Source organism: Pseudomonas sp. S4_EA_1b (assembly GCF_016307435.1).
Lineage (GTDB): Bacteria > Pseudomonadota > Gammaproteobacteria > Pseudomonadales > Pseudomonadaceae > Aquipseudomonas > Aquipseudomonas rhodesiae.
In genome coordinates, this window is the sequence record NZ_JAEILC010000039.1 from 13,591 (window position 1) to 37,319 (window position 23,729).

A 23,729-nucleotide genomic window follows, 5' to 3' on the forward strand; every position below is an offset into this window, starting at 1 on the left:
AGCCCGGCGCTGGGCCGGGCTTGATCTCTAACGCGGTGCTGGCAGGGCAAGTAGGCGCTCAAGGTGCGGAATGGCCTTCAGGTCTTTACCTGAAAAATACGCGACGGATTTCTGCGGGAGCCAAACGGTGTGAAAATGATTTCTAAAGTCCGCAAGGACTTCGTTGGGATAAAGCTTGGGGTAAACGATGCGGCCATCTTCAAACTCATGGCGGTACTTTGGCAGTGCGTCCGTGTCAATTCCTTTGACATCCCTTAACCATTTGCAAAACATTTTACCTTCTGAGATGTCTGGCAGCAGGTTGTCTGGCAGCGTGTAACCGGTGTCCTCCATTGGACCTATCAAAACCAATGCCATTTCATTGAGCATAGAGAAATGGGTGTAAGGGACTTGGCTGCGGTTAGCCATGTATCTGCGGAGATGATAGGGAATGCCGTTGCCTTGAGGCTTTGCGCCACCACCGCCCAACCACTCCCTAACCCACTGCGACACTGCAACAGCGAATCTCGGCGAGCACCATTGCCCTAAATTTATAGCTACGTCTGGATGGACCCAAGTGCCACGGTTTTCGTTCGACCCATTGGTTACTGTGTGAATCAGCCGGTCACCGGGAATTCCCGTTGACCTCGTTAGCTCATTCAGAAAATCGCCAGTCGCCTTTAAACGCGAGTAATCGTAGAAGTTTTTCCCTGATGCGTTGCACATTGCCGTTGCATTAACGTAGCCATCAAGTGCTCGCTGATGAATAAGCGCGCCCTCTACCTGTCTCGGTATTAGTTCAAGTTGAGCCATCCTTGCCACCCCTCATTCGTAAGCGTCCGGCGAACTCACCTTCCGAACTCCAGCATTAAGGGCGATGGTGTCCGCGTATTTTTAAGCGGACGCGATCACCCTTATCGCCAGGATCTCCATGCGCCAACGAAGCTCTTATCCGAAACCATTCAAAGCTCAAGTCGTTCAAGAATGCCTGCAACCTGGCGCAACCGTGTCCAGTGTCGCCATCAGCCACGGCATCAATGCCAACGTTATCCGCAAATGGATGCCGCTCTATCGAGATCAGCCCGCAGCGGCTTCACTACCGGCATTCGTCCCGCTAAAAGCCGCACCTAAACGGCCAGCCGAAGCACCAGTGATCATCGAGTTGCCCATGGCCGGGCAAGTGATCACGGTGAAATGGCCAACCTCAGATCCTGAAGGCTGCGCGCAGTTTATTCGGGCTGTCACTCGATGATCCGCATCGATGCCATCTGGCTGGCCACCGAGCCGATGGACATGCGCGCCGGTACCGAAACCGCATTAGCCCGAGTGATCGCGGTGTTCGGTGCGGCGAAGCCGCACTGCGCTTATCTGTTCGCCAATCGCCGGGCTAACCGGATGAAAGTGCTGGTGCACGATGGCGTCGGCGTCTGGCTTGCAGCGCGTCGACTGAACCAAGGCAAGTTCCACTGGCCCGGCATTCGCCATGGCTGCGAGGTCGAACTCGACAGCGAGCAACTCCAGGCGTTGGTACTGGGCCTGCCGTGGCAGCGCGTTGGCGCCGGCGGTGTGATTAGCATGCTGTAAACGCCGGCCATTTGGCCGGTCTACTTGTCGTCGTCCCGCGTCTGCTCTGGCACAATCGGCGGCATGACTTTCTCGCCCAACCTCGACCAGATGACCCCGGAACAGCTTCGTGCCTTGGCGGCACAGGCGTTGCAGTTGCAATCCCAGGTTGAGGCGATGAGCAAGAAAATCCAGAACGATGAAACCATCATCGAGCATCTGACTTACGAGATCGCCCTGCTCAAACGCCACAAGTTTGCAAGGCGCAGTGAGCAAATCAGCCCGGCGCAAGGCAGCTTGCTAGATGACCTGCTCGATGCCGACCTTGAAGCTATCGAGGCCGAGCTGAAGCAGCTCCTTCCGGTTCCGCCACTAGCCGAGCCACGGCAATCTCCGAAACGTTCGCCATTGCCGCCGCAGTTCCCGCGCACCGTGATTCGCCACGAGCCTGAAAATACCCAGTGCGCCTGCGGCTGCCAACTTCAACGCATCGGCGAAGACGTCAGCGAGAAGCTGGATTACACGCCGGGCGTGTTTACCGTCGAGCAACATGTCCGGGGAAAATGGGCCTGCCGTCAGTGCGAAACTCTGATCCAGGCGCCGGTACCGGCCCAGGTTATCGACAAAGGTATTCCGACCGCAGGCTTGCTGGCCCACGTGATGGTGGCCAAGTTTGCCGATCATTTGCCGCTGTACCGGCAGGAGAAGATTTTTGGCCGCGCCGGGCTGCCAATTGCCCGCTCGACCCTGGCGCAGTGGGTCGGACAAACCGGCGTGCGGCTTCAGCCACTGGTCGATGCGCTGCGTGAAGCCGTGCTTAACAAGGACGTGATCCACGCAGATGAAACACCCGTGCAAATGCTTGCGCCAGGCGAGAAGAAAACCCACCGGGCCTATGTCTGGGCCTACAGCACGACCCCGTTTTCGGCGCTCAAAGCGGTGGTTTACGAATTCAGCCCAAGCCGTGCTGGCGAACATGCGCGCAACTTCCTGGGCGACTGGAACGGCAAGCTGGTCTGCGACGACTTCGCTGGCTACAAAGCCGGGTTTGAACAAGGCATCACTGAAATCGGCTGCATGGCTCACGCCCGTCGCAAGTTTTTCGATCTGCACGCGGCGAACAAAAGTCAGCTGGCCGAACAAGCACTGCACTCGATCAGCGGCTTGTATGAGGTTGAACGCCAGGCGCGGGACATGAGCGATGAAGATCGGTGGCGAATACGTCAGGAGTTGGCGGTACCGATCAGCAAAACACTGCATGATTGGATGCTGGCCCAGCGCGATCTGGTACCCAACGGATCGGCCACGGCCAAAGCCCTCGATTACAGCCTGAAACGCTGGGTAGCGCTGACGCACTACCTGGACGATGGGGCTGTGCCCATCGACAACAACCAGGTCGAGAACCAGATACGGCCATGGGCACTCGGGCGCTCGAACTGGTTATTTGCTGGATCGCTGCGCAGCGGTAAGCGGGCTGCGGCCATCATGAGTTTGATCCAATCGGCGCGCATGAACGGGCATGATCCGTATGCCTATCTCAAGGATGTGCTGAAGCGACTGCCGACGCAGCGGGCCCGTGAGATCGCACAATTGCTGCCGCATCAGTGGGTTCCGTCCTGACTACCCCAAGAAAAGCTGTAAGCGCACTTAGGCTTCAGTGAGTTTTTTCCGAAGAAAGCTCAAAGCATCCTTGAAAACCTGATGCCAATTCTCAGAGGGCTCGCTCACGAGCGGATGCCAAAAGAATCTGAATTCATGGCCTCCATCATCTTCTGCAAAATGCATCCAAGTATCTGGAAGGTCTTGGGCAACATGACATTCATGAAATGCCCATGTGTATCCAGTTACGATGCATCGCCGCTGCCCCAGATGTCGCCCAACTGTCGACTGAATCCCTGCTTCTTCTTTCAGCTCTCGAACCGCAGCCAGGTCGCTTGACTCACCTGGCTCGACACTGCCTTTGACCAGCTGAAAGCCTGCTAATGGATGCTCGAACGCTAAGATTTCCAGCGTTTCTCGGCCTAGCAGAACTACAGGACAAGATTTATCTGCTTCCATGCCGTCAAACCTACTCCGATCCTTACGCGTGAGTCGGGAAGAATAAGCGAAGCAAGCTGCCATCGAAACCGGAGAGGACGAAAGATTCACAAGGTGTGTTTGCCGTCCGCTTACCCTCATTCTCTAAAGATGCCCTACGGGCGGTAAAATTCTTTGCGCTTACATACTCATCCTTGTCAGGTCATCACGCGCCGCACGATCCTTCCCGCCTTCACCTCATGCGCCCACGCCATAAAAGTGGTTCAGCGCTATCAGCTCAACCACCGCCACGAAAACGCAGAGCACAACAAAACCAGGGCTGAATACCCGCTTGCGGCCTGATGAGCCCCAGCTAAGACCAGCTGCGTCGGAATAGCCGGGGATCAACATTAGGAAGGCCAGCGCAGCCAAGACCCCAACCTTGCTCCATAAGCTCTGCTCTCGCCATTCAGTCATTGGCTGATCCTGGGCAGCAGCATCAGGAAAACCGGCCATACCCAGGACACTTCATGGCTCTGAGGCGATTTCTAAGAACTTGAGTCTCGGTATATTCCGAATCCGAGGCGCCCATCTTGGACCGCAGTGCGTATTGCACGAAATCCTCAGCCTGCTGGCGATCTGCGGCTAGCTTGAAGGTACGGCATTGCTCTAGACGCTCAGCTTCCGTCACAGGCATCGGTAATGCGTCGATCTGTTTTTCGTACTCAGTTTTTTCTTTTGGCGTGCTGTAGCAGCCGGCGAAAAGAAGCGGCGCAGCTATTAGAGCGGCTATCCGTAAGGCATTCATCACTACATTCCCTTGCGCATACGAGCTTTGCTCAGCTCGCGGTAGTTCGATTTAGGTTGTCGCGCCCGACCAGGTGTCTATTCGGGCTTGTTTCGATTTATTTGCCCCGCCTTCACCTCATCGGCATAACTCACCAGCCTGTCAGTTTTCTCATATAGCGTACCCACCAGTCCCATCAGGGCTATGGCGTCAGCATCGCTGAGTTTTTCTGAGAGCTTACCCATCAAGGTTTGAGGCGATCGCCTTCAGGTCGCGGCGTAGCTGCTGGCTAGGTTTGGAGAGAGCCATGACTAAATATCCAAGTAGACTTATTGGGCCATTATTTCCTGATAGCGCTTCTGATATTCATCGTAAGGCAGGTTCTGTTCTGTGAGTTTCTGAAGTTGGATCTGCTTGTACTGACTCTTGGTCATAGGGCCAGGTGTCGGCTGCACGGGCGCCGCGGAGTAGTTTGATGGTGCCCCTCCTCCGACCTTCGAGCCACTACGGGCATAGCTGCTCACAGTCCCGTCAGGAGCAATGGTCACCGTAGTGCTCTCTACCTCCGTGCCGATACCTGCGAAACCGACATAGGCATAGCCCCAGCCCAAAACCTGCGATCCGTCAGAATTCTGGGTGACTGCTGTAGGCGGGCCGAGAAGGGCAATCACTTCTTTGCTGGTGGCTTTGCCTTTAATCAGGCTATCGATCTGGGCTGTTCGATTTTGGTGCCACTACTAGCGCAGCCGGAGAGGAGCGCCGCCATTGAGAGGCAAAGAAGCATCTTTTTCATAAAGTCCCTTTCTGTCTTGAGGCCAGCAAACTTAAGCCCTAGCTGGTGCTGCCAACCAGTCGTAATGAGGCGAATCTAACACCATTATTTAGCCACTACGAGTTGAAAGCTTTCTCCCCGAGAAAAATTAGCAAACGTCAAATCGCAAGAACAATTTGCTAATTTACAGCCACTCCTTCGCCACCTCATGGCGAAACAAGAGCACCTCAATTTTTTGCGAAAGCCAACAACGCGGCGGGCCCTTGCTCGCCCTGGAGAAAGTGAATGTCACCACGCCGAAATCAGGCGAATAACCCCACTCATTCAGCTCCCAATACGTAGGGGGCTCGCCAGGAGATCATCATGACCACCAACCAATACGATTCTCGCACCGCAGACAAGCTTGTGGTGCGACTGCCTAACGGCCTGCGCGCGGACATTGAAGCGGCTGCGAGCGCCGCGGACCGCAGCATGAACAGCGTATTCGTCCAGGCCGTGCGCCAGTATCTGGACGGACAGAATCGCCAATCCTTGCTGCTAGACGCTCTGACAAATGCCGGCGCCCCGCTCCCACCGGCTGTGAGTTCTAGCTTATGAGCCGCCGCAACGGACAACAGGGCGAGCGCCTGATCGAGCTGCTCAACGCCATGCAGCGTCGAGAAACCACCCCAGATCTATGCCATGTCCGCATCGTGCGGTATCGACGCTCGCAGGGTGCTGGCAGACCACTTTCAAGGTGGTGAACTCCATGGCTAAGACAGTACTGCGGGTGCGCCTCGATGGCGTCGCGTTCTACATGAACACCGAGACCTCTTCACCCGGTACCGGACACCGAAACAGGTTTCGCTTGTTCAAGACAGAAAACTACGGGCGCGACAAATCCGGCTGGATTCAGGTGGGCTCGACGGCTGGCCAGGAGTTATTGGCAATTGAAGATGAAAGCACCTTGCTGAAGGCGTGTGAAAAGCTATTCGCCAGCAAAAAGCCCCACCGCTACGACCTACATGGAGCGATACGCGGCAAATCCGGCAAGTGGGAGGGCGAAGCCTTTCCCATCAGGAAGTCAGTGCAAACAACGTCCTCCATCGACCAGTGATGACTCCATGGCCAAGTCAACTGCATTACCCACCAAAGAGACCGCGCCTCGCTTCCTCAGAGCGTCAACTGCCCCCTCGTACCTGGGCATGTGCCGGGAAGAATTTAACAAGACCGTTCGACCTAACGTCCGCGAATTCCCCATTGGGAAACAGGGCGTTGGCTTCGACCGGCTCGAATTGGATCAGTGGGCAGATTCCTGGGCTGAGTCCATGGCAATTGAAAAGCAAGCCAATGAGGACAACAATCTGCCCCGCAGTGGGCGCCAAGGAGCAAAACAATGGCGCGAAAAACGATGTCGGGCCTCTACCAGAGGAACGGGATTTGGCACATCGACAAAGTCGTCCGAGGTAGCCGACTTCAGGAAAGCACTGGAGCAAGCGAAAGGGAAGAAGCCGAGCAGTACCTGATTCATCGGCTGGAAAAGCTACGACAGGAAAAGATCTACGGCGTGCGCCAGGTGCGAACCTGGCGTGAGGCCGCTACCCGATTCCTGGTTGAGTTCAAAGACCAAGCATCGATCGGCCTTTCCGCATCCCACATCGAACAGCTTGACCCGTATATCGGTGATCTACCGATCACACACATCGATGACGGGACCTTGGCCCCATTCATCCGCGACAGGCAGCAGCCAAGCAAGACGGACAAAGGCAAGGTCAAGCCTGGCGTATCGAACAGGACGGTCAACATTGCTTTGCAACGTGTCGTTCGAATCTTGAACCTGTGCCACAGGAAGTGGCGAGACGCAGAGAAGCGGCCGTGGCTGGATAGCGTGCCGATGACCTCAATGCTGGAGGAGGCGAAGTCGAGCAGGAAGCCCTACCCGATGTCCTGGGCTGAGCAGTCGATGCTGTTCTCGGAGATTCCGGATCACCTGTTGAGGATGTCACTCTACAAGGTGAACACCGGGTGCCGGGAGCAGGAAGTCTGCAAACTTCAGTGGGATTGGGAGGTTAGGGTTCCGGAGTTGGGAGCAAGCGTGTTCCTGATCCCCGCTGATTTTGGCGGGAGAAGCGAAAAGTCAGGCGTGAAGAACGGCGACGAGCGACTAGTGGTGCTGAATAAGGTGGCGATGTCGGTCATCGACGGTCAGCGCGGCCTGCACTCGAAGTACGTATTCCCATACGGACAGCCGGACGAACGCGGTCCGACTCCGATGCACCGGATGAATGACACGGCGTGGAAGAAGGCCAGGGTGAGAGCGGCGACGAGGTGGGAGTTGGAACAAAAGTCGCCGGCACACCCTGGGTTCAGATCAATCCGGGTTCACGACCTCAAGCACACCTTTGGGAGAAGGCTGCGTGCCGCAGGGGTGACACTGGAAGATCGGAAGGCGCTCCTGGGGCACAAGAATGGCAGCGTTACCAGCCACTATTCTACCGCAGAGCTTGAGCAGTTGATCGCAGAGGCAAACAAAGTGTCAGCGACGGATTCACGCGGGCCGGCAATGAAAATGTTGAGGAGGAAAACGGGATGAACCCCCGCAAAAGTCCCTACGCATGAAAAAGCCGAACTGGTTAGAGTTCGGCTAAGTCATTGATAAATATGGTCGGGACGGAGTGATTCCAACACTCGACCCCTAGCACCCCATCTCCTTTTTCATACTTCTTGAAAGACTCCAAAATTTTACTCTGGATTTCTCCAAGCTAGTGTTTACTTGAGTTCCAGAGGTGTTCTGCTCTACGAGAGTCCAGGAACGTCCATCAAGAGCCGCCGTTTTTGTGGGGGGAAAAGTAGGGGTAACTCATTTTATGGCCAAAATCACCATCAAAGAACTTGAATCGCTGATCTCTGAAGATGCCAGCCGAATCCTTAGGGAAGATGACAATCAGCGCTGTTCTTTTCATACCAGTCGAATGAGCAGCAAGACCAAGAGCACGCTCAATACAGCCAGCACACTCAGTCCCGCAAGCACACCGCCAGCGCCCCAGGTCTGCAACAGGTAACCGCCTGCAAGGGGGGTCAAGGCTTGTCCTATGAGCGAAGGCCGAGCCATGCGTCCCATCAGCAAAACATAATGGGTGGGCGACATGAGGGCCAATGGCAGAAGTCCTCGAACGATCGCCCGCAAACCATTACCCGCGCCATAGATCACCAACCCCAGGGCAGTCATTGCCGGTGCGATGGTCACAAACAGCAGACCAATTGCCACGAATATCACGGAGATCAACGTCGTCCAGATTGGGTGTCGCTTACGCGAAAACACCTGTAGAACACGTGATCCTACCTGGCTCGGCCCCAGCAATGCGCTCAGTCCGACGGCGGCTGCAAGCGAGTAACCCTGCCCCTGCAACAATGAAATCAGCTGGACCGACATCGCCGTCATGATCACTGCACCCAAAGCAAAAATCAGCGTAAGCAACAAGTAGATCCGCCGGTCGATTGAGAAACTTTCGCCACCCACTGCCTGACTTTTTATGAGTGGTCCCGTGCCCCGTGCCAGCACCCAGAAATAAAGCGGCGCCACGACAATGACCAATAACACTCCATAAGCCACGCACGTCGTGCGCCAACCAACGTGTTCGATGACCAACGCAACCGCGGGCCATGACAGTGTTGTAGCAAACCCGGACACAAGCGTGATGCCCGTAATCGCACTGCCCGCTCGCTCCCCATAGAGAGAACCTAAAGCGGCGAATAGCGCTTCATACAACCCCAGCGCCATACCGACACCTATTACAGCCCAAGACAAAAAAAACATCGGCAACGAGGTCGAACTGGCCATCAGAAACAACCCGATGGCGACGCCCAGACCGCTACTGGCCAGAATAGGGCGACCGCCGTACTGGCCAGTAAGCTGGCTGGTCAACGGCGCCAGCAACGCGGAAACCAGAATGCTCAGAGACAGTGCGCCATACACCCATTGGCTGGCCCAGCCGGTTTCTTTCATGATCGGATCGGCCATGACGGCCATCAGGAAGAACGAGCCTCCCCAGACCAGAACCTGCAGCATCCCCAAAATAAAAATGCCGAATACGCCAGGCAGTCGCGTTTGTTGATTCAAGACGATGTCATCAGTGGTGAGAAAGGCGGATAGCGTGACTAGCTGAGCAATTACGTTTAAACGAACGATTCACCTAGCCAACGAATCCATTGGCTCAAAGCATGTGCCCAGCCCAAATCTTACGATTGACCAGGTCGGCAGCAATTTCGATGAAGGCATCCCCGACGAATTTGGCAGCCGGACTGACACGCCTGTCGGCAGGAAAAACCTGAACAAGTTTGCGCATGGGAATGGGGTCAATCAAGGGAGCGGCACTGAGCACGCCAGCTTCGATTTGGGCGTAAATCGATGCCAAAGGCAAAGCGGTCAAACCGAACCCATTGCAGACCAAGGCAATCATCGCGCCAAAGGAATCCGCTTCGACACTGGTCTTGAGCTTGATCCCGACTTCACGCGCACAATCATCCAGAATCACGCGAAGGCTATGCCGAGCACTTGGCAACACCAATAGCTGCTCTGCCAAAGACTCGAACGACACCGGTGTATCAAGACGCAGGTTGGCGCTGGCGGGGCCGACCAGCAGCAGATTTTCCATCATCACCGGCACGATACGCAGCGTATGCAGGGGTTGGGGATCGTAAGAAATCGCCAGTTCCAATTCGCCACGCTGAACCCAATCCAGCAGATAGCCGCTGAAGGCCGAGGAAAACCTGACGGCAAGATTCGGATGCGCCTCTTTGATTTTGCGCACTAGAGGAACGGTGACGATTTCCGCTACCGTCGGCGTCGTACCGATGACGACCGTTCCCCGAAAAGAGGTCTTTCCGCCCACCACAGAACTTCGAATGGACTCCATTTCTTCCATGATTCGAGTGGCATGCGCCAAGACTTCACGGCCGGCATCGGTAATTTCCATGCCTCGTCCATGCCGATCAAAAAGGTAGGCCCCGAGTTCCTTTTCCAACAGACGAATTTGCCTACTCAGTGCCGGTTGTGCGATGTGAAGCCGGTCGGAGGCCTTGCTGAGACTGCCAAGCTCGGCCACATGAATTAGGGTCTTGAGTTGAACGACATCCATTACCTGGCCAGTCAAAGTCGGGCTCGGCGCGAAATGCGTCGAAAGTAGTATGAGTGTAAACGCATTAGCGTTCCTTGGAATGCCACAGGGCCCGCGCCGCATGGGGCCTTGCGACTTTCGAGCCGGCTGTATCCCCCAGCCCGCACGGGTTGCAAGGCAAGCTATAAAATTTCGGTATATCAGTTAGGCCTGGCTGACGGCTTATTACCCTCGTCACTCTGCGGTAGCGTGCAATCAACGTCGACGCCAAGAGCGCTCGACTGACTACAAGAATAAGATTCGAGGGCTTACGTCATGATTTACTGCATTTCTCGTTACCTGACCGACCCGCCTTACACAGTCAGCAAGCAGCTGACCTCTCATATACATCCCCCCTCTTCATGTGCCTTGGTCGTCAAAGGATCACTGCAACTGCGTTAAGCCCATCAACCCATCGAGCTTGCAACGTCGGACACGCATCAGCGTGCGCCTCGTATCGTCTCGCCTTGAAAAAAGGGTGAACAGAATGTCTGCATCAACCAGCGACTCAACACTCCACACTGAAAAGTCCGATCAGATAAAAAGTCCGAATCGCGTCAGAGCCATCATGGGTGCCTGCTCGGGCAATTTGGTGGAGTGGTACGACTTTTTCATTTACGCCTATACCGCCATCTATTTTGCGAGCTCGTTTTTCCCCAAAGGCGACACCACCAGTCAGTTGCTCGCAACCGCCGGCGTCTTCGCCGTCGGCTTTTTCATGCGGCCTCTCGGCGGCTGGATTTTCGGCTGGATTGCCGACACTCGCGGCCGCAAGGTCTCGATGATTATCTCGGTTTTTATGATGTGCGCCGGCTCCCTGCTGATTGCCGTCATGCCGACCTATGAAACCATTGGTGTGGCGGCGCCAGTTTTGCTTGTCGTCGCGAGGTTGATTCAAGGGCTGTCAGTCGGCGCGGAGTACGGCACCGGTGCCACCTACATCAGTGAGATCGCTACACCTGGGCGTCGCTGTTTCTATGGCTCGTTCCAGTACTTCACCATCATTGCCGGTCAGCTCATGGCATTGATGACTGTGGTCATTCTCCAGCAAACCCTCACCGGCGAAGAATTGCGCGAATGGGGCTGGAGGATTCCGTTCTTCATCGGTGCCCTGAGCTCAATCGTGGTGGTGTATCTGCGCCGCGCCATGCATGAAACCGCCACCAAGAAAGACATGAGCCGCAAAGACGCCGGCTCGCTACGCGGCATGTTCAAGCACAAACGGGCGGTCGCGCTGGTGGTAGCGTTTACCATCGGTGGTTCTTTGTACTTCTACACCTTCACCACCTATATGCAGAAGTTCCTGGTGATCTCAGCCGGTTTCAGCCCGGAAACGGTTAGTTTCATCATGACCGCGGCCCTGGTCGGTTTCATGTTCTGCCAGCCACTGTTCGGCTTGCTGGCGGACCGTATCGGGATCAAGGCGCACATGCTGATGTTTTCCGGGTTGGCGATGCTGTTGGTGATTCCCCTGCTCTATTCACTGCAATCGGTCAGCAGCCCGTTTACGGCGTTCCTGCTGGTGTTTGGTGGCCTGGCCATTGCGTCGCTCTACACCCCGATTGCCGGGATCGTCAAAGCTGAACTGTTCCCACCTGCGGTACGCGCATTGGGCGTAGGCTTTCCGTATGCCATCGGCAATGCGGCATTCGGCGGCACCGCCGAATACGTCGCCTTGTCGCTCCGGTCCCAAGGCATTGAGGAATATTTCTTCTTCTATGTCGCGGCCGTCGTGACCATCACTTTCATCGCCGCGATGCTGATGCCGAATCTTTCGCGCTATGGATACATCAGCGGTTCCGGTGAGATCGAAGAGCGCACCGGTTTGAAGGGTTGCGCAAAGTCACACGCTGCGAGCGTTTGAAGCACTGACGATTACAGCAGGTATTTGAAAAGGGCCCATGAGATCCATGGGCCCTTTTTGCATCACTGGGTAGCAGATGCAGGTGCAACTTGAGTGACAGTTTCGGCGAGGACGTTGGCCGCGTGCTCCCGGTTCGGCCATGCATGCAAATCAAGATCAAGATCCTTGAACTGACTTGAATCGAAGACAGGCGTTTTGATGCCGGCTTTGCGTTGCTGGTCATAGTCGCGCAGCAAGCGCATGCCGACATTGAACAACAGCGCCAGGGCGATCAGATTCACGAAGGCCAGCAGCGTCATGGTGATATCGGCAAAAGCGAACACAGTGCCCAGATTTTGTACGGCCCCCCAAAGGATCAGCAGCAGCACCAAACCACGATAGACAATGACTGCAGCGCGCTTGTCGCCCAGCAGAAAGCGCAGGTTATTCTCGCCCAGGTAGTAGTTGTAGAGGATCGACGTGAAGACAAACAGCGCCAACGCCACGCTGATGAAGGTGCGTCCCCAATCTCCGACCACTGCCGCCAACGCGTTCTGAGTCAGCACCAGGCCATCGCCTTCAAAACTAGCCGTGTAAAAGCCTGACAGCAGAATCAGCAGCGCCGTACAGGTACAGATCACAAAGGTATCGAGAAAAACGCTGAAGGCCTGAACCACCCCTTGAGCCGCCGGGTGATCCACTTTCGCCACCGCGGCTACGTTGGGAGCACTCCCCAGTCCCGCCTCGTTGGCAAACACCCCACGTTTGACGCCCATGACAATGGCACTACCGACCAGGCCGGCAAACGCCTGATCCAGGCCGAAAGCACTTTTGAAGATGGTCATCAGCATTCCGGGAACATGATCAAACTGGAGCACGATCACATAAACGGTCACGCCAATGTAAGCCAGCGTTTTGACCGGCACCAGCAGGTCCGAGACCGCGGCGATGCGCTTGATGCCGCCCATGAACACCAGGCCAAGCAATATGGCAATCGTAATTCCGGAGTAGGTCGTAGAGAAACCGAACGCATTATTCAGCGAGTGAGTCACGGCGTGGGATTGCAGTCCGTTGAAGGCGAAACCAAAGGTCACCAATAGCAGTAACGCCATGACCTTGCCCAGCCAGGGTTGTTTCAGTCCGTACTGGATGTAATACGACGGCCCGCCGCGGAACTGTCCGTTAGCATCACACCGTTTGTACAACTGCCCCAGGCTGCACTCAAAGAAGCTGGTGGACATGCCCACCAGCGCGGTAACCCACATCCAGAACACCGCGCCCGGGCCGCCCAACGTTACCGCCAACCCGACACCGGCGATATTGCCCGCACCTACGCGCCCCGCCAGGCTAAGCATCAATGCCTGGAATGAGCTGATCTGCCCGGCACTCTTTTGCACGCTATCGCGGAAGGCGCCGAACATATGCAGAAAATGGCGGAACTGGACAAAGCGTGAACGCACCGTGAAGTAGCCGCCCAGGCCTACGATGAGCACGATCAGAAGCTTGCCGGAGAGAAAATCATTAATGACATCAAGCATGGGTCGAACCTCTTGTTTTTATAGGTACACGGATTTCAGGCACGCACGCGCCTGCACAAGTCGCCGCCCGAAGGCAGGAGAAGTGACTGAATCAGCTTTTGAATTTCAACTTCGTGGCCTGGCCAGGCTCCCGCGAATGATCAGGAAGCCCTCAGGACGACCGGGTTTACCCGGTAAGGCTGCTCACCTGGAAATCGGCGATCTGTTGCCACATCGCGATGGGGTTGGAATACATCGGGAAATGCCCGCAATCAGGAATGGGGGCCAGCCGGACACCTTCGGCCTGGATATGCGGCAGATAGGACAGTGACGCGTTCTGCTCGCCGTACATGAACATTCGTGGGCATTTCAAGCCGAGGAATTTGCTCATCAGATCGGCATTATCGGAAAGATCTACCATCGACTGGAATATCCCCCGCACCGCACCGGCACGCACCTTGTGCCGCAAGCTCGCGGAATAGAGTGCACTGGCATAGGCAGGGGCGTGTCGGGCACGTTCGATGAAGGCGGCGAAAAACACCTCGGGATCGTTGCTCGGATAGTCGATGATCTGCCGGCTGAGGAAGCAGTCTTCCGGGGCGATATTGCCCTCGATATCGACGAAACTGAGCACCCGGTCCGGGAACTGATGCGCCAGCATCAATGCGGTCAGACCGCCCATGGAATGGCCGACCAGATGGAAGCGTTCGATGCCGAAATGTGCCAGCACCTGCAGCGCTGTCTGCAGCACAAAGGGAATGGAAATCCTGGAAAGATCATCGCACTGGCTTTCACCACAACCCGGTGCGTCGTAAGCCACGAAAGGGTGACCGGCGAACGCGGGCTGCTGCACGATGTCGGCATAGTCCTCCTTGGTCGAACCAAAACCATGCAGGAACACGATCGGCGCAAGGACGCCGTCGCGATGGATGGCGGCCACGTTCAGTTGGACACCCTCCACCGTCAGAGGGAGTTGCACATGAGTGAACGTTTGTGGAGAAGACACGTTGTTGACTCCTTGAACGAAAAGGTAGCGCCGAACTTGGGTTGCCGGCAGCCAGACTCGCAATTTCAAGGGAATCGAGCCTTCTGTAAATTCCTAATACGGGAAGGCTTTCATACGCCAAACCTATCACTCCTGTTCACGCACAGGGCCTTGCTCGACTCACACACGGGACTGGAGTCGGGTGACCAGCTCCTGCAACAGCGGATTGGGCCGATCTGCATTCCAGGCCACCGCTGTGGTCACGACATTGAGCTTCTGGATCAGTGCTCGAAATACCACATTGTCCGGTGCCAGTTTTTTCAGCGACGCTGGTACCAGTGCGATACCCTGGCCGCAGCTGACAAAGGCAATTTGCGAGGCGACCGAGCGCACTTCATGCAGCACGCGCGGGGAAAAACCGCTGGCGCGGCAAGTCGCAATCAGATTGTCGAAGTAGACCGGACTAACCTTTCGGGAAAACATCACCAAGGGTTCAGTGGCCAGGCTGGCCAGGCTGATTCGCGTGCGCGCCGCCAAGGGGTGATCGCTGGGCAGGGCCACAACCAGGCGGTCCTGAGTCAGCGGCAGTGATTTGATCGAGGCCCCCAGATCACCGTCCAGCCGGGCGAAGGCCAGGTCGATGTCTCCGGCTTCCAGCGCCGGCACCGCTTCGACGCTGTCGATCTCCCGTACAGACACGGTGAGGTGCGGGTAATCGCTCTTCAGTTGCTCGATCAAACCCGGCAAGACATCAAACATGGCCGTAGAAATCGCGCCGATGGTCAATATCCCCGACTGCCCCGCCACCGCCTCCTCCACGGCGAGCTCCAGCCGTTCCAATTGGTCGGCGAACTTGCGCACGGCCGGCAGAATCGCCGCTCCCACCGGGGTCAGCTTCGCACCGCGTCGCGAGCGATCAAACAGCTTGACCTTGAGCGCCTGCTCCAACACTTGGATCTGCTCGCTCAGCGGTGGCTGGGACATGCCCAAACGCTTGGCCGCACGGCCGAAGTTCTGTTCTTCGGCCACCGCCAGGAACAACCAGAGATGACGAATCAGTCGAAAATTGATCATGATTAATCCATAGGTTTAACGTATCTAACGCATCTGTGATTAGTAATATACCTATCAAATTGTCTCGCTAACACTGGGCGCCTCCGTCACCACTGAGGCTTTCCCATGATCAATAAGAGTTTGCTGGATCGCTTGGCGGCGCTGGATACCAACACGGTTTCCGATGCGCTCGACTTCATCGGCCTGCCGGGTGCCACTGTTGGGCTGCGCCCACTGTGGAACTGCCCAAAGATTGTCGGCCGCGCCAGCACCGTGCTGCTGGCTCCTAAATCCGACAACGTCCCCACTGTGCACCTGATTACCCCCGTGGTGGAACAGATCGACAGCGATGATCGTGTGCTGGTGATTGCAGGTGGAATCGAAGGCATCTCCTGCTGGGGCGATATCCTCGCCAATGCAGCGGCCAGCAAGAAAGTGCGCGGCACGGTAATCGACGGTTTCAGCCGCGACATCGACGGCAGCGAGTCGATTGGCTACCCGGTTTATGGCCGCGGGGTGACCATGATCAGTGCCCGCAATCGGGTGGTGCAGATCGATGCCGCCGTAACCATCAACGTGGCCGGCGTCGACGTCAGCGAGAACGACTATGTCATCGCCGATACCTGCGGCACCGTATTCGTGCCCTCAGCCTATATCGAGAAAGTGCTCGACCTTGGCGAGCGTATCGCCCGCCGCCAGGACGGCATGGTCGAGGCTGTCCGCAGCGGTCGCTCGGTCGCCGAAGTGATGCATGACACCCAATTCGAAGCGATCCACACGGAGCACGCCTGATGAATATCGAAGACAAAGAACTGGTCGCCTTGTTTGAAGGCCTGGACACCCCGGGTGTTTCCGATGCGCTGGACAAACTCGGCCTGCCCGGCCAATGCCTCGGTGTGGCGCCACTGGACAACTACAGCAAGGTTATCGTCGGCCCGGCGTTTACCGTGCAGTACGTCTCGGCCAGCGTACCTCCGGGTACCGTTGGCGATTTCATCGAAGACGTCGCGCCCGGCGATGTGGTGGTCATCGACAACGGCGGCCGCACTGATTGCACCGTCTGGGGCGACATCATGACCCAGTACGCCGGTACTCGGCAGATCGCTGCCACAGTCATCGACGGTGTTTGCCGTGACGTGAACAAAGCACTGGGCGATGGCTACCCGATCTTCAGCAAGGGCCGCTTCATGCGCACCGGCAAAGACCGCGTACAGGTTCAGTCGGTCAACCAGCCGGTGTCCATCGGTGCCGCCCGGGTCTGTGCCCGCGACATCGTAGTCGCCGACGCCAACGGTGTGGTCGTCGTCCCCCGGGCTCGTGCAGCTGAAGTGGCAGCGTGTGCCCGTCAGATCGAATCGGTCGAAGCCGACATTCGCGCCCTGATCGCTCAGGGCAAAACCCTTAAAGAAGCCCGCGCCGCACTGGGCTACCACAGCCTGCAGAGGAAAGTTTGATGACCATACTCCCCCTCCCCCTGGATTCTTACGCACGGGCAAAAGTGCTGGGCAGTTCGACGCTGTATGAAGCGTCCCACCTGCCTTGCGCGGTCGACAGCGCGATCCGCCCGATCTGGGACGGTGCCTTTATCTCCGCTCCCGCTTACCCTCTGGAATGCTCGCCCGGCGACAACCTCGCCCTGCACCTGGCGATGGAACGTGTGCCCCGTGGCAGCGTGCTGGTCGTAGGCACGGGCAGCTTCATCGCCGGTTATTGGGGCGAAGTGCTGACCGTGGCGGCCGAAGCGGCTGGCGTGGTCGGGCTGGTGATCGATGGTGGCGTACGCGATATTGCGGCCCTGAAGAAACGCCAGTTCCCGGTGTTCGCCCGCGGCATCTCGCTGAAAGGCACAGTCAAAGCCAGTGCGCCTTCGGTGGGGCAGCCGTTCAATTTCAATGGTGCTTTCGTGACACAGGGCGACTGGGTGGTGGCCGACGATGATGGTGTGATCATCATTCCCAAGGCGGATGCCGCACGCACCTTGGCAGAAGGTGAAGCGCGGGCGGACAAGGAAGCGCAGATGATGCAGGCGTTGACCGAGGGCCGCTCGACCCTGGAACTGATGAACCTGACTGAGTGGAGAACTCGCGCATGAGCGCCGATATCCAACGTCTGAATCAGCGTCTTGCCAATGCGCAGCCGTCCGCGACTTACCGAATCATGGATCGGGTGGCAGAGCGCCGGGCGCAAGGCGCGAAAATTATTTCGCTGTGTGCCGGCGAGCCGGATTTCGATACGCCCAAGCATGTGCGTGAAGCGGCCATTCATGCCATTGAACACGGCCACACCCGCTACACCCAGGTCGCCGGTGTACGTTCACTGCGAGAAGCAGTGGCCGCCAAGTTCCGTCGTGAGAACGGTCTGGACGTAGCCTGGCAAGACACCCTTGTCTGCAACGGTGGCAAACAGGTGATCTACAACGCCTTGGCCGCGACCCTCAATGAGGGTGACGAAGTTATCGTGCCGGCGCCGTACTGGGTCAGTTACCCGGAGATGGTTCAATTGTGTGGCGGTGAAGCCCGAATCGTTACTTGCGACGCCGACACTGGCTTCAAGCTGACGCCCTCGGCGCTGGCCGCCGCGATCACACCGCAGACCCGCTGGTTGATCCTCAATTCGCCGTCCAACCCGACCGGCGCGGTGTATAGCCGGGAAGAACTGCACGCCTTGGCTGAGGTGTTGTTGGCTCACCCTCACGTGCTGATTCTGGCCGATGACATCTACGAGCATCTGATTTTTGATGATCAAGCGTTCTACACCCTGGCCCAGGTTGAACCACGACTGGCACCTCGCACCCTGACCATGAACGGTGTGTCCAAGGCCTATGCTATGACCGGCTGGCGAATCGGTTTCGCCACAGGGCCGCGCTGGTTGCTGGAAGCCATGGAAAAACTGCAAGGTCAGCAAACCTCTGGCGCCAGCTCTGTGTCGCAACAGGCTGCGCTCGCGGCACTGGAAGGTCCCAAGGATTTCATCCGTGAAAGCCGGGTGGCATTCCAGAGTCGTCGCGATTTGATGGTGGCGCTGCTGAACGACACCCCAGGCCTTGAATGCGTCAGTCCAGCCGGGGCGTTCTACGCGTTCGCGTCCTGTGCCGGATTGATCGGGCGTACCTCAGCGGGTGGCCGGGTACTGCACACCGACGAAGATGTCGCGCATGCACTGCTCGACGAAGCGGATGTGGCCGTAGTGCATGGTAGCGCTTTTGGTCTTGGCCCTTACATTCGCATCGCCTACGCCCTGGATGAGGCTTCATTGCGCCGGGCCTGCGAGGCGATCCGTACCTTCTGCACCTCACTACGTTAATCATTTCCCTTCCCATAATGCGTGGCTATCGCCGTTGCCCGGCAGGCCACGCATTCACCCCACCTGCTATACAAAATGGGCATATCTCAAAGACAAAAACGGTAGTCGCAGTCCGCTCCCAGCACTCCCAGAATGGGTGAAAACACAAAAGCAGCACTGCTTGGGAGATTGGCATGTCAACAGAAGCTGAACACACCGTGGGACAGGATTGGCAAGAGGACGTGTTCCGCGTGCTCAAGGCCCACGACGTCAAACACGTGGTCTTCGTACCGGATGCAGGTCACTCGGCGGCCATCCGCATGTCGTATGCCGACCCGGATATCAAGGCTGTCGTCCTCACCACCGAAGAAGAAGGCATCGGCTACCTCGCCGGCGCCTGGCTGGGCGGTGAGCGCGGTGCACTCTTGATGCAGTCCAGCGGCGTCGGTAACTGCATCAACACCCTGGCACTTCAAGTCTGTGCCGGCTTCCCGCTGTTGATGGTGGTCACCATGCGCGGCGACTGGGCCGAATTCAACGCGTGGCAGAACCCGATGGGCCAGGCCACAGAAGCCTCCCTGAATCTGATGAAAGTGATGACCTGGCGCGCGGACGTCCCGGAAGACGTTGCCCCGCTGCTGCACGGTGCCGCGACCATGGCCTTCAACGGTGATTCGTCCACTGCCCTGCTGCTCGGTCAGCGCCTGATTGGAGAAAAGAAATGGGTCAAGTAAGCGCAAACCACACTCTGTGCCGCCGCGAAGTGGTCAAGGCCTTGCTGGCCGACCGCAAAGACGTGCTGGTCGTGACGGGTCTCGGTTCGGCGTCCTACGACGTCATGGCTGCCGGTGACAATGATCTGAATTATTACCTGTGGGCTGCCATGGGCAGCGCGATCACTGTGGGTCTGGGCCTGGCAAATGCGCAGCCAGACAAATCGGTGGTGGTAGTCACCGGTGACGGCGAGTTGCTCATGGGCTTCGGTGCACTGGCCACGGTAGCACTGCAAAAGCCCGCCAACCTGACCATCGCGGTGCTGGATAACGGTCACTTTGGTGAAACCGGCATGCAAGTCAGCCACGCCGGTTTTGGTATTTCCCTGGACCAGGTGGCGAAGACTTGCGGCTTCAGTTGGACCGATGAAATCCGCGACATGGAAGGCGTACATGACCTGCGCGAGCGCTTTGCGAGCCGCGACGGCGTCAAGCTCGCGACGATAAAGATCAAAGCGGAAAACCCGCCACGGGTGCTGCCACCGCGCGATGGTCATTACGTCAAGAATCGCTTCCGTGCCGCCTTGGGTTTCAACCCGATCTGATTGCTCTTTGCCCGGACCCGGTCACGCAGGGCAGATGCCGTGCGTGACACGTTGAGGAGAATAATAATGACTGACCGTAACTCTGAAGAGCTCAATGCCATCCGCGAGGGCGTACGTGCTCTGTGCGCTGAATTCGATGCGGCTTACTGGCGCAAAGTCGACGAAGAAAAAGGTTTTCCGGAAACCTTCGTCAAGGCCCTGACCGATGCCGGCTGGCTGGCGGCGATGATTCCTGTCGAGTACGGCGGATCCGGCCTCGGGCTGGCCGAGGCCTCGGTGATCCTTGAAGAAGTGAACCGTTGCGGCGGCAACTCCGGCACCGTCCACGGGCAGATGTACAACATGTTCACCCTGCTACGACACGGCAGCGAGGCGCAGAAAAGCTACTACCTGCCGAAACTGGCCAGCGGTGAATTGCGCCTGCAATCGATGGGCGTCACCGAACCCACTACCGGCACCGACACCACCAAGATCAAGACCACCGCGATCAAGCGCGGCGACAAGTATGTGATCAATGGGCAGAAGGTGTGGATCTCACGAATCCAGCATTCCGACTTGATGATCCTGCTAGCGCGCACCACACCCTTGGCCGAGGTGAAGAAGAAGTCCGAGGGCATGTCGATCTTCCTTGTCGACCTGCGTGAGGCCATCGGCAATGGCATGACAGTGCAACCCATCGCCAACATGGTCAACCACGAGACCAATGAGTTGTTCTTCGACAACCTGGAGATCCCCGCAGACAGTCTGATCGGCGAGGAAGGCAAAGGCTTCCGCTACATCCTCGACGGGTTGAATGCCGAGCGCACCCTCATCGCCGCCGAATGCATCGGTGACGGTCGCTGGTTTATCGAAAAGGCCAGTGCCTATGCTCGCGACCGCGTGGTGTTTGGGCGTCCTATCGGGCAGAACCAGGGCGTGCAATTCCCCATCGCCGAAGCGCACATCGAAATCGAAGCGGCCGACCTGATGCGCTGGCGCGCCTGCGAGGAATACGACAGCGGCCTCAACGCCGGGGCCAGCGCCAACATGGCCAAGTACCTGGCGGCGAAAGCCTCCTGGGAAGCGGCTAATGCCTGCTTGCAGACCCACGGAGGCTTCGGCTTTGCCTGCGAATACGACGTCGAGCGTAAATTCCGTGAAACCCGTCTGTATCAGGTGGCGCCCATCTCCACCAACCTGATCCTGTCGTACGTTGCCGAACACCTGCTTGAACTGCCGCGCTCCTTTTAAAGGATCAGCGTAAAGCCCAGTGCGTCGGCCCAAGCTGGCGCGGCTGGGGAGCCATGACAAGAGAGATAATAATCATGAGCCAACCCAAAGGCATCCGTCCGCTCGATGGCATTACCGTCGTCAGCCTTGAGCATGCGATTGCAGCGCCCTTCTGCACCCGACAATTGGCCGATCTTGGCGCGCGCGTGATCAAGGTCGAACGCCCAGGCACGGGTGACTTCGCCAGAGGGTACGACCAACGCGTCAACGGTCTCGCCTCGCACTTCGTCTGGACCAATCGTTCGAAAGAAAGCCTGACCCTCGATCTGAAACAAGATTCGGCCACCGAGGTGCTGGACAGCTTGCTGGCCACTGCCGATGTCCTGGTGCAGAACCTGGCGCCGGGTGCCGCAGCACGAATGGGACTTTCATTTGAGGCTTTGCATCAGCGGTTTCCGCGCCTGATCGTTTGTGACATTTCAGGCTACGGCGCAGGCGGCCCGTATGAAAAGAAAAAAGCCTATGACCTGTTGATCCAGAGCGAAGGCGGATTCCTATCGGTCACCGGCGGACCGGGTGAGGAAGAAATGGCCAAGGCCGGTTGCTCGATTGCTGACATCTCGGCCGGCATGTACGCCTACACCGGAATTCTATCTGCCTTGCTGTTGCGTGGACGCACTGGCGAAGGTAGCCACCTCGATGTGTCGATGCTGGAAAGCCTGGTCGAGTGGATGAACTACCCGATGTACTACGCCTACGACGGCGCTACACCTCCCCCTCGCGCCGGCGCCGCGCACGCCACGATCTACCCCTATGGCCCCTTCCCCATCGGTGACGGCACCACAGTCATGCTGGGGTTGCAGAACGAACGAGAGTGGCGGCTGTTTTGCGACAAGGTACTGCTTACTCCTGAACTGGCGAAAGACGAACGCTTCTCTGCCAACTTCAAGCGCGTCGAAAACCGTCAAGCGCTGCGGGCACTCATCGTTGAATCGTTCTCCACACTCAATTTCGATGCCGTGTTTGATCGGTTAGAGCATGCGCAAATTGCGAACGCCCGGGTCAACGACATGCAAGGTGTTTGGGACCATCCGCAACTTCAGGCACGTGACCGATGGCGGGAAGTCGAAACCTCCGCCGGCACCGTCCCGAGCTTGATACCTCCCGGCAGCAACAGCGCGTTCGAGCCACGTATGGATGCCGTACCGGGCCTCGGTCAGCACACCGAACAGGTGCTCAGGGAACTGGGTCTGGGTACAGACCGTATTGAACAAATGCGCGCAGCCGGGGCGATTTAGCCTTCATCTGAAAACAAAAAACCTGCCTGCAACAATCAAAGTTTTTCGAGAGAACACTGCCCAATGAAAATGCTGGTAGCTGTGAAACGAGTGGTCGACTACAACGTCAAGGTTCGCGTTAAGGCGGACAATTCCGGCGTCGACCTCACCAACGTGAAAATGTCGATGAACCCGTTCTGCGAGATCGCCGTGGAAGAAGCCGTACGCCTGAAAGAAAAGGGTGTTGCGACCGAAATCGTTGTCGTCTCCATCGGCCCGTCCACCGCTCAAGAGCAACTGCGCACCGCGCTGGCTCAGGGTGCCGATCGCGCCATCCTCGTCGAATCCGCCGAAGATCTGACTTCCCTGGCCGTTGCCAAGCTGCTCAAGGCTGTTGTCGACAAGGAACAGCCACAGCTGGTGATCCTTGGCAAACAGGCCATCGACAGCGACAACAACCAGACTGGCCAGATGCTCGCTGCATTGAGCGGCTACGGTCAGGGCACGTTCGCTTCGAAAGTCGAAATCAGCGGCGACAGCGTGGCTGTTACCCGTGAAATCGACGGCGGCGCGCAGACAGTTTCCCTGAAACTGCCGGCCATCGTCACCACCGACCTGCGTTTGAACGAGCCGCGCTACGCGTCGCTGCCCAACATCATGAAAGCCAAGAAGAAGCCTCTCGACGTGCTGACTGCGGACGCTTTGGGCGTTTCCACCGCCTCCACCAACAAAACCCTGAAAGTCGAAGCGCCTGCTGCACGCAGCGCGGGTATCAAGGTCAAGTCGGTGGCTGAACTGGTCGAGAAACTGAAAAACGAAGCGAAGGTGCTTTGAGCTTAGGAGCCTAATCATGACTATCTTGGTAATCGCTGAACACGACAACAAAGTAGTGGCCCCGGCCACGCTGAACACCGTGGCTGCTGCCGTCAAAATCGGCGCTGACATCCACGTTCTAGTTGCAGGCCAGGGCGCTGGCGCCGTGGCTGAAGCCGC

General features: G+C 57.3%; 25 protein-coding genes and 1 pseudogene. 17 read left to right on the forward strand and 9 right to left on the reverse strand.

The features are described 5' to 3' along the window. Nucleotides 1-27: 27 nt before the first annotated feature. A complete protein-coding gene (locus YA0848_RS13915) occupies nucleotides 28-792 on the reverse strand; it encodes a KilA-N domain-containing protein (protein WP_034099060.1) in 765 nt (254 codons plus the stop codon). Between the two features lie 118 nt (nucleotides 793-910). Between YA0848_RS13915 and tnpA the strand changes: the two genes are divergently transcribed. From tnpA to tnpC, 3 genes are all read left to right on the forward strand, one after another. Next, on the forward strand, nucleotides 911-1,231 hold the full coding sequence (gene tnpA, locus YA0848_RS13920) for an IS66-like element accessory protein TnpA (RefSeq protein ID WP_082036791.1): 321 nt from the start codon (nucleotides 911-913) through the stop codon (nucleotides 1,229-1,231). Continuing rightward, entirely contained in the window at nucleotides 1,228-1,563 is a 336-nt protein-coding gene (tnpB, locus tag YA0848_RS36020; protein WP_004575513.1) for an IS66 family insertion sequence element accessory protein TnpB, read from the forward strand. Before tnpA ends, tnpB begins: the two co-directional genes overlap by 4 nt. 63 nt (nucleotides 1,564-1,626) lie before the next feature. After that, complete coding sequence (tnpC, locus tag YA0848_RS13930; RefSeq protein ID WP_169903990.1) at nucleotides 1,627-3,162, forward strand: IS66 family transposase; 1,536 nt, start codon at nucleotides 1,627-1,629, stop codon at nucleotides 3,160-3,162. 27 nt (nucleotides 3,163-3,189) lie between these two features. Here tnpC and YA0848_RS13935 read toward each other — a convergent pair whose 3' ends face one another. From YA0848_RS13935 to YA0848_RS13945, 3 genes are all read right to left on the reverse strand, one after another. Next, on the reverse strand, nucleotides 3,190-3,600 hold the full coding sequence (locus YA0848_RS13935; protein ID WP_169903991.1) for an NUDIX hydrolase: 411 nt from the start codon (nucleotides 3,598-3,600) through the stop codon (nucleotides 3,190-3,192). A gap of 216 nt (nucleotides 3,601-3,816) precedes the next feature. Beyond that, the gene (locus tag YA0848_RS13940) at nucleotides 3,817-4,035 is read right to left on the reverse strand and encodes a hypothetical protein (RefSeq protein WP_034099062.1); all 219 of its coding nucleotides are present in this window, start codon (nucleotides 4,033-4,035) and stop codon (nucleotides 3,817-3,819) included. A gap of 22 nt (nucleotides 4,036-4,057) precedes the next feature. Continuing rightward, entirely contained in the window at nucleotides 4,058-4,366 is a 309-nt protein-coding gene (locus YA0848_RS13945) for a hypothetical protein (RefSeq protein ID WP_034114377.1), read from the reverse strand. 1,114 nt (nucleotides 4,367-5,480) lie between these two features. Here YA0848_RS13945 and YA0848_RS13950 point away from each other — a divergent pair. From YA0848_RS13950 to YA0848_RS13960, 3 genes are all read left to right on the forward strand, one after another. After that, nucleotides 5,481-5,714: an Arc family DNA-binding protein gene (locus tag YA0848_RS13950; protein WP_169903935.1), complete on the forward strand. Its 234-nt coding sequence runs from the start codon at nucleotides 5,481-5,483 to the stop codon at nucleotides 5,712-5,714. A 151-nt stretch (nucleotides 5,715-5,865) separates the two neighbouring features. Continuing rightward, the gene (locus YA0848_RS13955) at nucleotides 5,866-6,213 is read left to right on the forward strand and encodes a hypothetical protein (protein ID WP_034099069.1); all 348 of its coding nucleotides are present in this window, start codon (nucleotides 5,866-5,868) and stop codon (nucleotides 6,211-6,213) included. A 279-nt stretch (nucleotides 6,214-6,492) separates the two neighbouring features. After that, nucleotides 6,493-7,689, forward strand: coding sequence for a tyrosine-type recombinase/integrase (locus YA0848_RS13960; protein WP_184316662.1), 1,197 nt, complete (start codon nucleotides 6,493-6,495; stop codon nucleotides 7,687-7,689). A 366-nt stretch (nucleotides 7,690-8,055) separates the two neighbouring features. On the opposite strand, the gene YA0848_RS13965 is transcribed toward YA0848_RS13960, so the two are convergent. After that, nucleotides 8,056-9,165, reverse strand: coding sequence for an MFS transporter (locus tag YA0848_RS13965; protein ID WP_169903936.1), 1,110 nt, complete (start codon nucleotides 9,163-9,165; stop codon nucleotides 8,056-8,058). Between the two features lie 145 nt (nucleotides 9,166-9,310). After that, complete coding sequence (locus tag YA0848_RS13970; protein WP_034099072.1) at nucleotides 9,311-10,234, reverse strand: LysR family transcriptional regulator; 924 nt, start codon at nucleotides 10,232-10,234, stop codon at nucleotides 9,311-9,313. A gap of 505 nt (nucleotides 10,235-10,739) precedes the next feature. On the opposite strand from YA0848_RS13970, the gene YA0848_RS13975 reads away from it, so the two are divergent. Beyond that, nucleotides 10,740-12,116: an MFS family transporter gene (locus tag YA0848_RS13975; RefSeq protein ID WP_034099074.1), complete on the forward strand. Its 1,377-nt coding sequence runs from the start codon at nucleotides 10,740-10,742 to the stop codon at nucleotides 12,114-12,116. Between the two features lie 62 nt (nucleotides 12,117-12,178). Here YA0848_RS13975 and YA0848_RS13980 read toward each other — a convergent pair whose 3' ends face one another. The 3 genes from YA0848_RS13980 to YA0848_RS13990 all read right to left on the reverse strand — a co-directional run bounded on the left by YA0848_RS13980 (nucleotide 12,179) and on the right by YA0848_RS13990 (nucleotide 15,671). Next, nucleotides 12,179-13,633 (reverse strand): alanine/glycine:cation symporter family protein, encoded by a 1,455-nt coding sequence (locus tag YA0848_RS13980; RefSeq protein WP_034114375.1) that lies wholly within the window; start codon nucleotides 13,631-13,633, stop codon nucleotides 12,179-12,181. A gap of 166 nt (nucleotides 13,634-13,799) precedes the next feature. After that, nucleotides 13,800-14,618, reverse strand: coding sequence for an alpha/beta fold hydrolase (locus YA0848_RS13985; protein WP_034114374.1), 819 nt, complete (start codon nucleotides 14,616-14,618; stop codon nucleotides 13,800-13,802). Between the two features lie 159 nt (nucleotides 14,619-14,777). Next, the gene (locus tag YA0848_RS13990; RefSeq protein WP_047882146.1) at nucleotides 14,778-15,671 is read right to left on the reverse strand and encodes a LysR family transcriptional regulator; all 894 of its coding nucleotides are present in this window, start codon (nucleotides 15,669-15,671) and stop codon (nucleotides 14,778-14,780) included. 105 nt (nucleotides 15,672-15,776) lie between these two features. Here YA0848_RS13990 and YA0848_RS13995 point away from each other — a divergent pair, with 105 nt between their 5' ends. The 10 genes and pseudogenes from YA0848_RS13995 to YA0848_RS36035 form a co-directional block, all read left to right on the forward strand. After that, nucleotides 15,777-16,442 (forward strand): RraA family protein, encoded by a 666-nt coding sequence (locus YA0848_RS13995; RefSeq protein ID WP_034099082.1) that lies wholly within the window; start codon nucleotides 15,777-15,779, stop codon nucleotides 16,440-16,442. Then, complete coding sequence (locus tag YA0848_RS14000) at nucleotides 16,442-17,104, forward strand: RraA family protein (protein WP_034099083.1); 663 nt, start codon at nucleotides 16,442-16,444, stop codon at nucleotides 17,102-17,104. The genes YA0848_RS13995 and YA0848_RS14000 overlap by 1 nt, the downstream gene beginning before the upstream one ends. Then, nucleotides 17,104-17,742, forward strand: a complete 639-nt coding sequence (locus YA0848_RS14005; RefSeq protein ID WP_167418471.1) for an RraA family protein — start codon at nucleotides 17,104-17,106, stop codon at nucleotides 17,740-17,742. Before YA0848_RS14000 ends, YA0848_RS14005 begins: the two co-directional genes overlap by 1 nt. Further along, on the forward strand, nucleotides 17,739-18,953 hold the full coding sequence (locus tag YA0848_RS14010) for a pyridoxal phosphate-dependent aminotransferase (protein WP_034114369.1): 1,215 nt from the start codon (nucleotides 17,739-17,741) through the stop codon (nucleotides 18,951-18,953). Before YA0848_RS14005 ends, YA0848_RS14010 begins: the two co-directional genes overlap by 4 nt. Nucleotides 18,954-19,126: 173 nt before the next feature. Then, the gene (locus YA0848_RS14015) at nucleotides 19,127-19,666 is read left to right on the forward strand and encodes a thiamine pyrophosphate-binding protein (protein WP_003442221.1); all 540 of its coding nucleotides are present in this window, start codon (nucleotides 19,127-19,129) and stop codon (nucleotides 19,664-19,666) included. Then, nucleotides 19,654-20,250, forward strand: coding sequence for a thiamine pyrophosphate-dependent enzyme (locus YA0848_RS14020; protein WP_003442218.1), 597 nt, complete (start codon nucleotides 19,654-19,656; stop codon nucleotides 20,248-20,250). Before YA0848_RS14015 ends, YA0848_RS14020 begins: the two co-directional genes overlap by 13 nt. A gap of 66 nt (nucleotides 20,251-20,316) precedes the next feature. Next, nucleotides 20,317-21,480, forward strand: coding sequence for an acyl-CoA dehydrogenase family protein (locus YA0848_RS14025; protein ID WP_034099092.1), 1,164 nt, complete (start codon nucleotides 20,317-20,319; stop codon nucleotides 21,478-21,480). Nucleotides 21,481-21,554: 74 nt separating this feature from the next. Then, nucleotides 21,555-22,757, forward strand: a complete 1,203-nt coding sequence (locus tag YA0848_RS14030; RefSeq protein ID WP_034099094.1) for a CaiB/BaiF CoA transferase family protein — start codon at nucleotides 21,555-21,557, stop codon at nucleotides 22,755-22,757. A gap of 63 nt (nucleotides 22,758-22,820) precedes the next feature. Further along, a complete protein-coding gene (locus YA0848_RS14035; RefSeq protein WP_169903934.1) occupies nucleotides 22,821-23,570 on the forward strand; it encodes an electron transfer flavoprotein subunit beta/FixA family protein in 750 nt (249 codons plus the stop codon). Nucleotides 23,571-23,586: 16 nt separating this feature from the next. Then, nucleotides 23,587-23,729 (forward strand): annotated as a pseudogene (locus YA0848_RS36035) (electron transfer flavoprotein subunit alpha/FixB family protein); the annotation flags it as partial.

Coding starts and splice junctions, on each gene's coding strand:
- YA0848_RS13915 (WP_034099060.1), bottom strand. CDS start 792: ATGGCTCAACTTGAACTAATACCGAGACAGGTAGAGGGCGCGCTTATT.
- tnpA (WP_082036791.1), top strand. CDS start 911: ATGCGCCAACGAAGCTCTTATCCGAAACCATTCAAAGCTCAAGTCGTT.
- tnpB (WP_004575513.1), top strand. CDS start 1,228: ATGATCCGCATCGATGCCATCTGGCTGGCCACCGAGCCGATGGACATG.
- tnpC (WP_169903990.1), top strand. CDS start 1,627: ATGACTTTCTCGCCCAACCTCGACCAGATGACCCCGGAACAGCTTCGT.
- YA0848_RS13935 (WP_169903991.1), bottom strand. CDS start 3,600: ATGGAAGCAGATAAATCTTGTCCTGTAGTTCTGCTAGGCCGAGAAACG.
- YA0848_RS13940 (WP_034099062.1), bottom strand. CDS start 4,035: ATGACTGAATGGCGAGAGCAGAGCTTATGGAGCAAGGTTGGGGTCTTG.
- YA0848_RS13945 (WP_034114377.1), bottom strand. CDS start 4,366: ATGAATGCCTTACGGATAGCCGCTCTAATAGCTGCGCCGCTTCTTTTC.
- YA0848_RS13950 (WP_169903935.1), top strand. CDS start 5,481: ATGACCACCAACCAATACGATTCTCGCACCGCAGACAAGCTTGTGGTG.
- YA0848_RS13955 (WP_034099069.1), top strand. CDS start 5,866: ATGGCTAAGACAGTACTGCGGGTGCGCCTCGATGGCGTCGCGTTCTAC.
- YA0848_RS13960 (WP_184316662.1), top strand. CDS start 6,493: ATGGCGCGAAAAACGATGTCGGGCCTCTACCAGAGGAACGGGATTTGG.
- YA0848_RS13965 (WP_169903936.1), bottom strand. CDS start 9,165: ATGCTGCAGGTTCTGGTCTGGGGAGGCTCGTTCTTCCTGATGGCCGTC.
- YA0848_RS13970 (WP_034099072.1), bottom strand. CDS start 10,234: ATGGATGTCGTTCAACTCAAGACCCTAATTCATGTGGCCGAGCTTGGC.
- YA0848_RS13975 (WP_034099074.1), top strand. CDS start 10,740: ATGTCTGCATCAACCAGCGACTCAACACTCCACACTGAAAAGTCCGAT.
- YA0848_RS13980 (WP_034114375.1), bottom strand. CDS start 13,633: ATGCTTGATGTCATTAATGATTTTCTCTCCGGCAAGCTTCTGATCGTG.
- YA0848_RS13990 (WP_047882146.1), bottom strand. CDS start 15,671: ATGATCAATTTTCGACTGATTCGTCATCTCTGGTTGTTCCTGGCGGTG.
- YA0848_RS13995 (WP_034099082.1), top strand. CDS start 15,777: ATGATCAATAAGAGTTTGCTGGATCGCTTGGCGGCGCTGGATACCAAC.
- YA0848_RS14000 (WP_034099083.1), top strand. CDS start 16,442: ATGAATATCGAAGACAAAGAACTGGTCGCCTTGTTTGAAGGCCTGGAC.
- YA0848_RS14005 (WP_167418471.1), top strand. CDS start 17,104: ATGACCATACTCCCCCTCCCCCTGGATTCTTACGCACGGGCAAAAGTG.
- YA0848_RS14010 (WP_034114369.1), top strand. CDS start 17,739: ATGAGCGCCGATATCCAACGTCTGAATCAGCGTCTTGCCAATGCGCAG.
- YA0848_RS14015 (WP_003442221.1), top strand. CDS start 19,127: ATGTCAACAGAAGCTGAACACACCGTGGGACAGGATTGGCAAGAGGAC.
- YA0848_RS14020 (WP_003442218.1), top strand. CDS start 19,654: ATGGGTCAAGTAAGCGCAAACCACACTCTGTGCCGCCGCGAAGTGGTC.
- YA0848_RS14025 (WP_034099092.1), top strand. CDS start 20,317: ATGACTGACCGTAACTCTGAAGAGCTCAATGCCATCCGCGAGGGCGTA.
- YA0848_RS14030 (WP_034099094.1), top strand. CDS start 21,555: ATGAGCCAACCCAAAGGCATCCGTCCGCTCGATGGCATTACCGTCGTC.
- YA0848_RS14035 (WP_169903934.1), top strand. CDS start 22,821: ATGAAAATGCTGGTAGCTGTGAAACGAGTGGTCGACTACAACGTCAAG.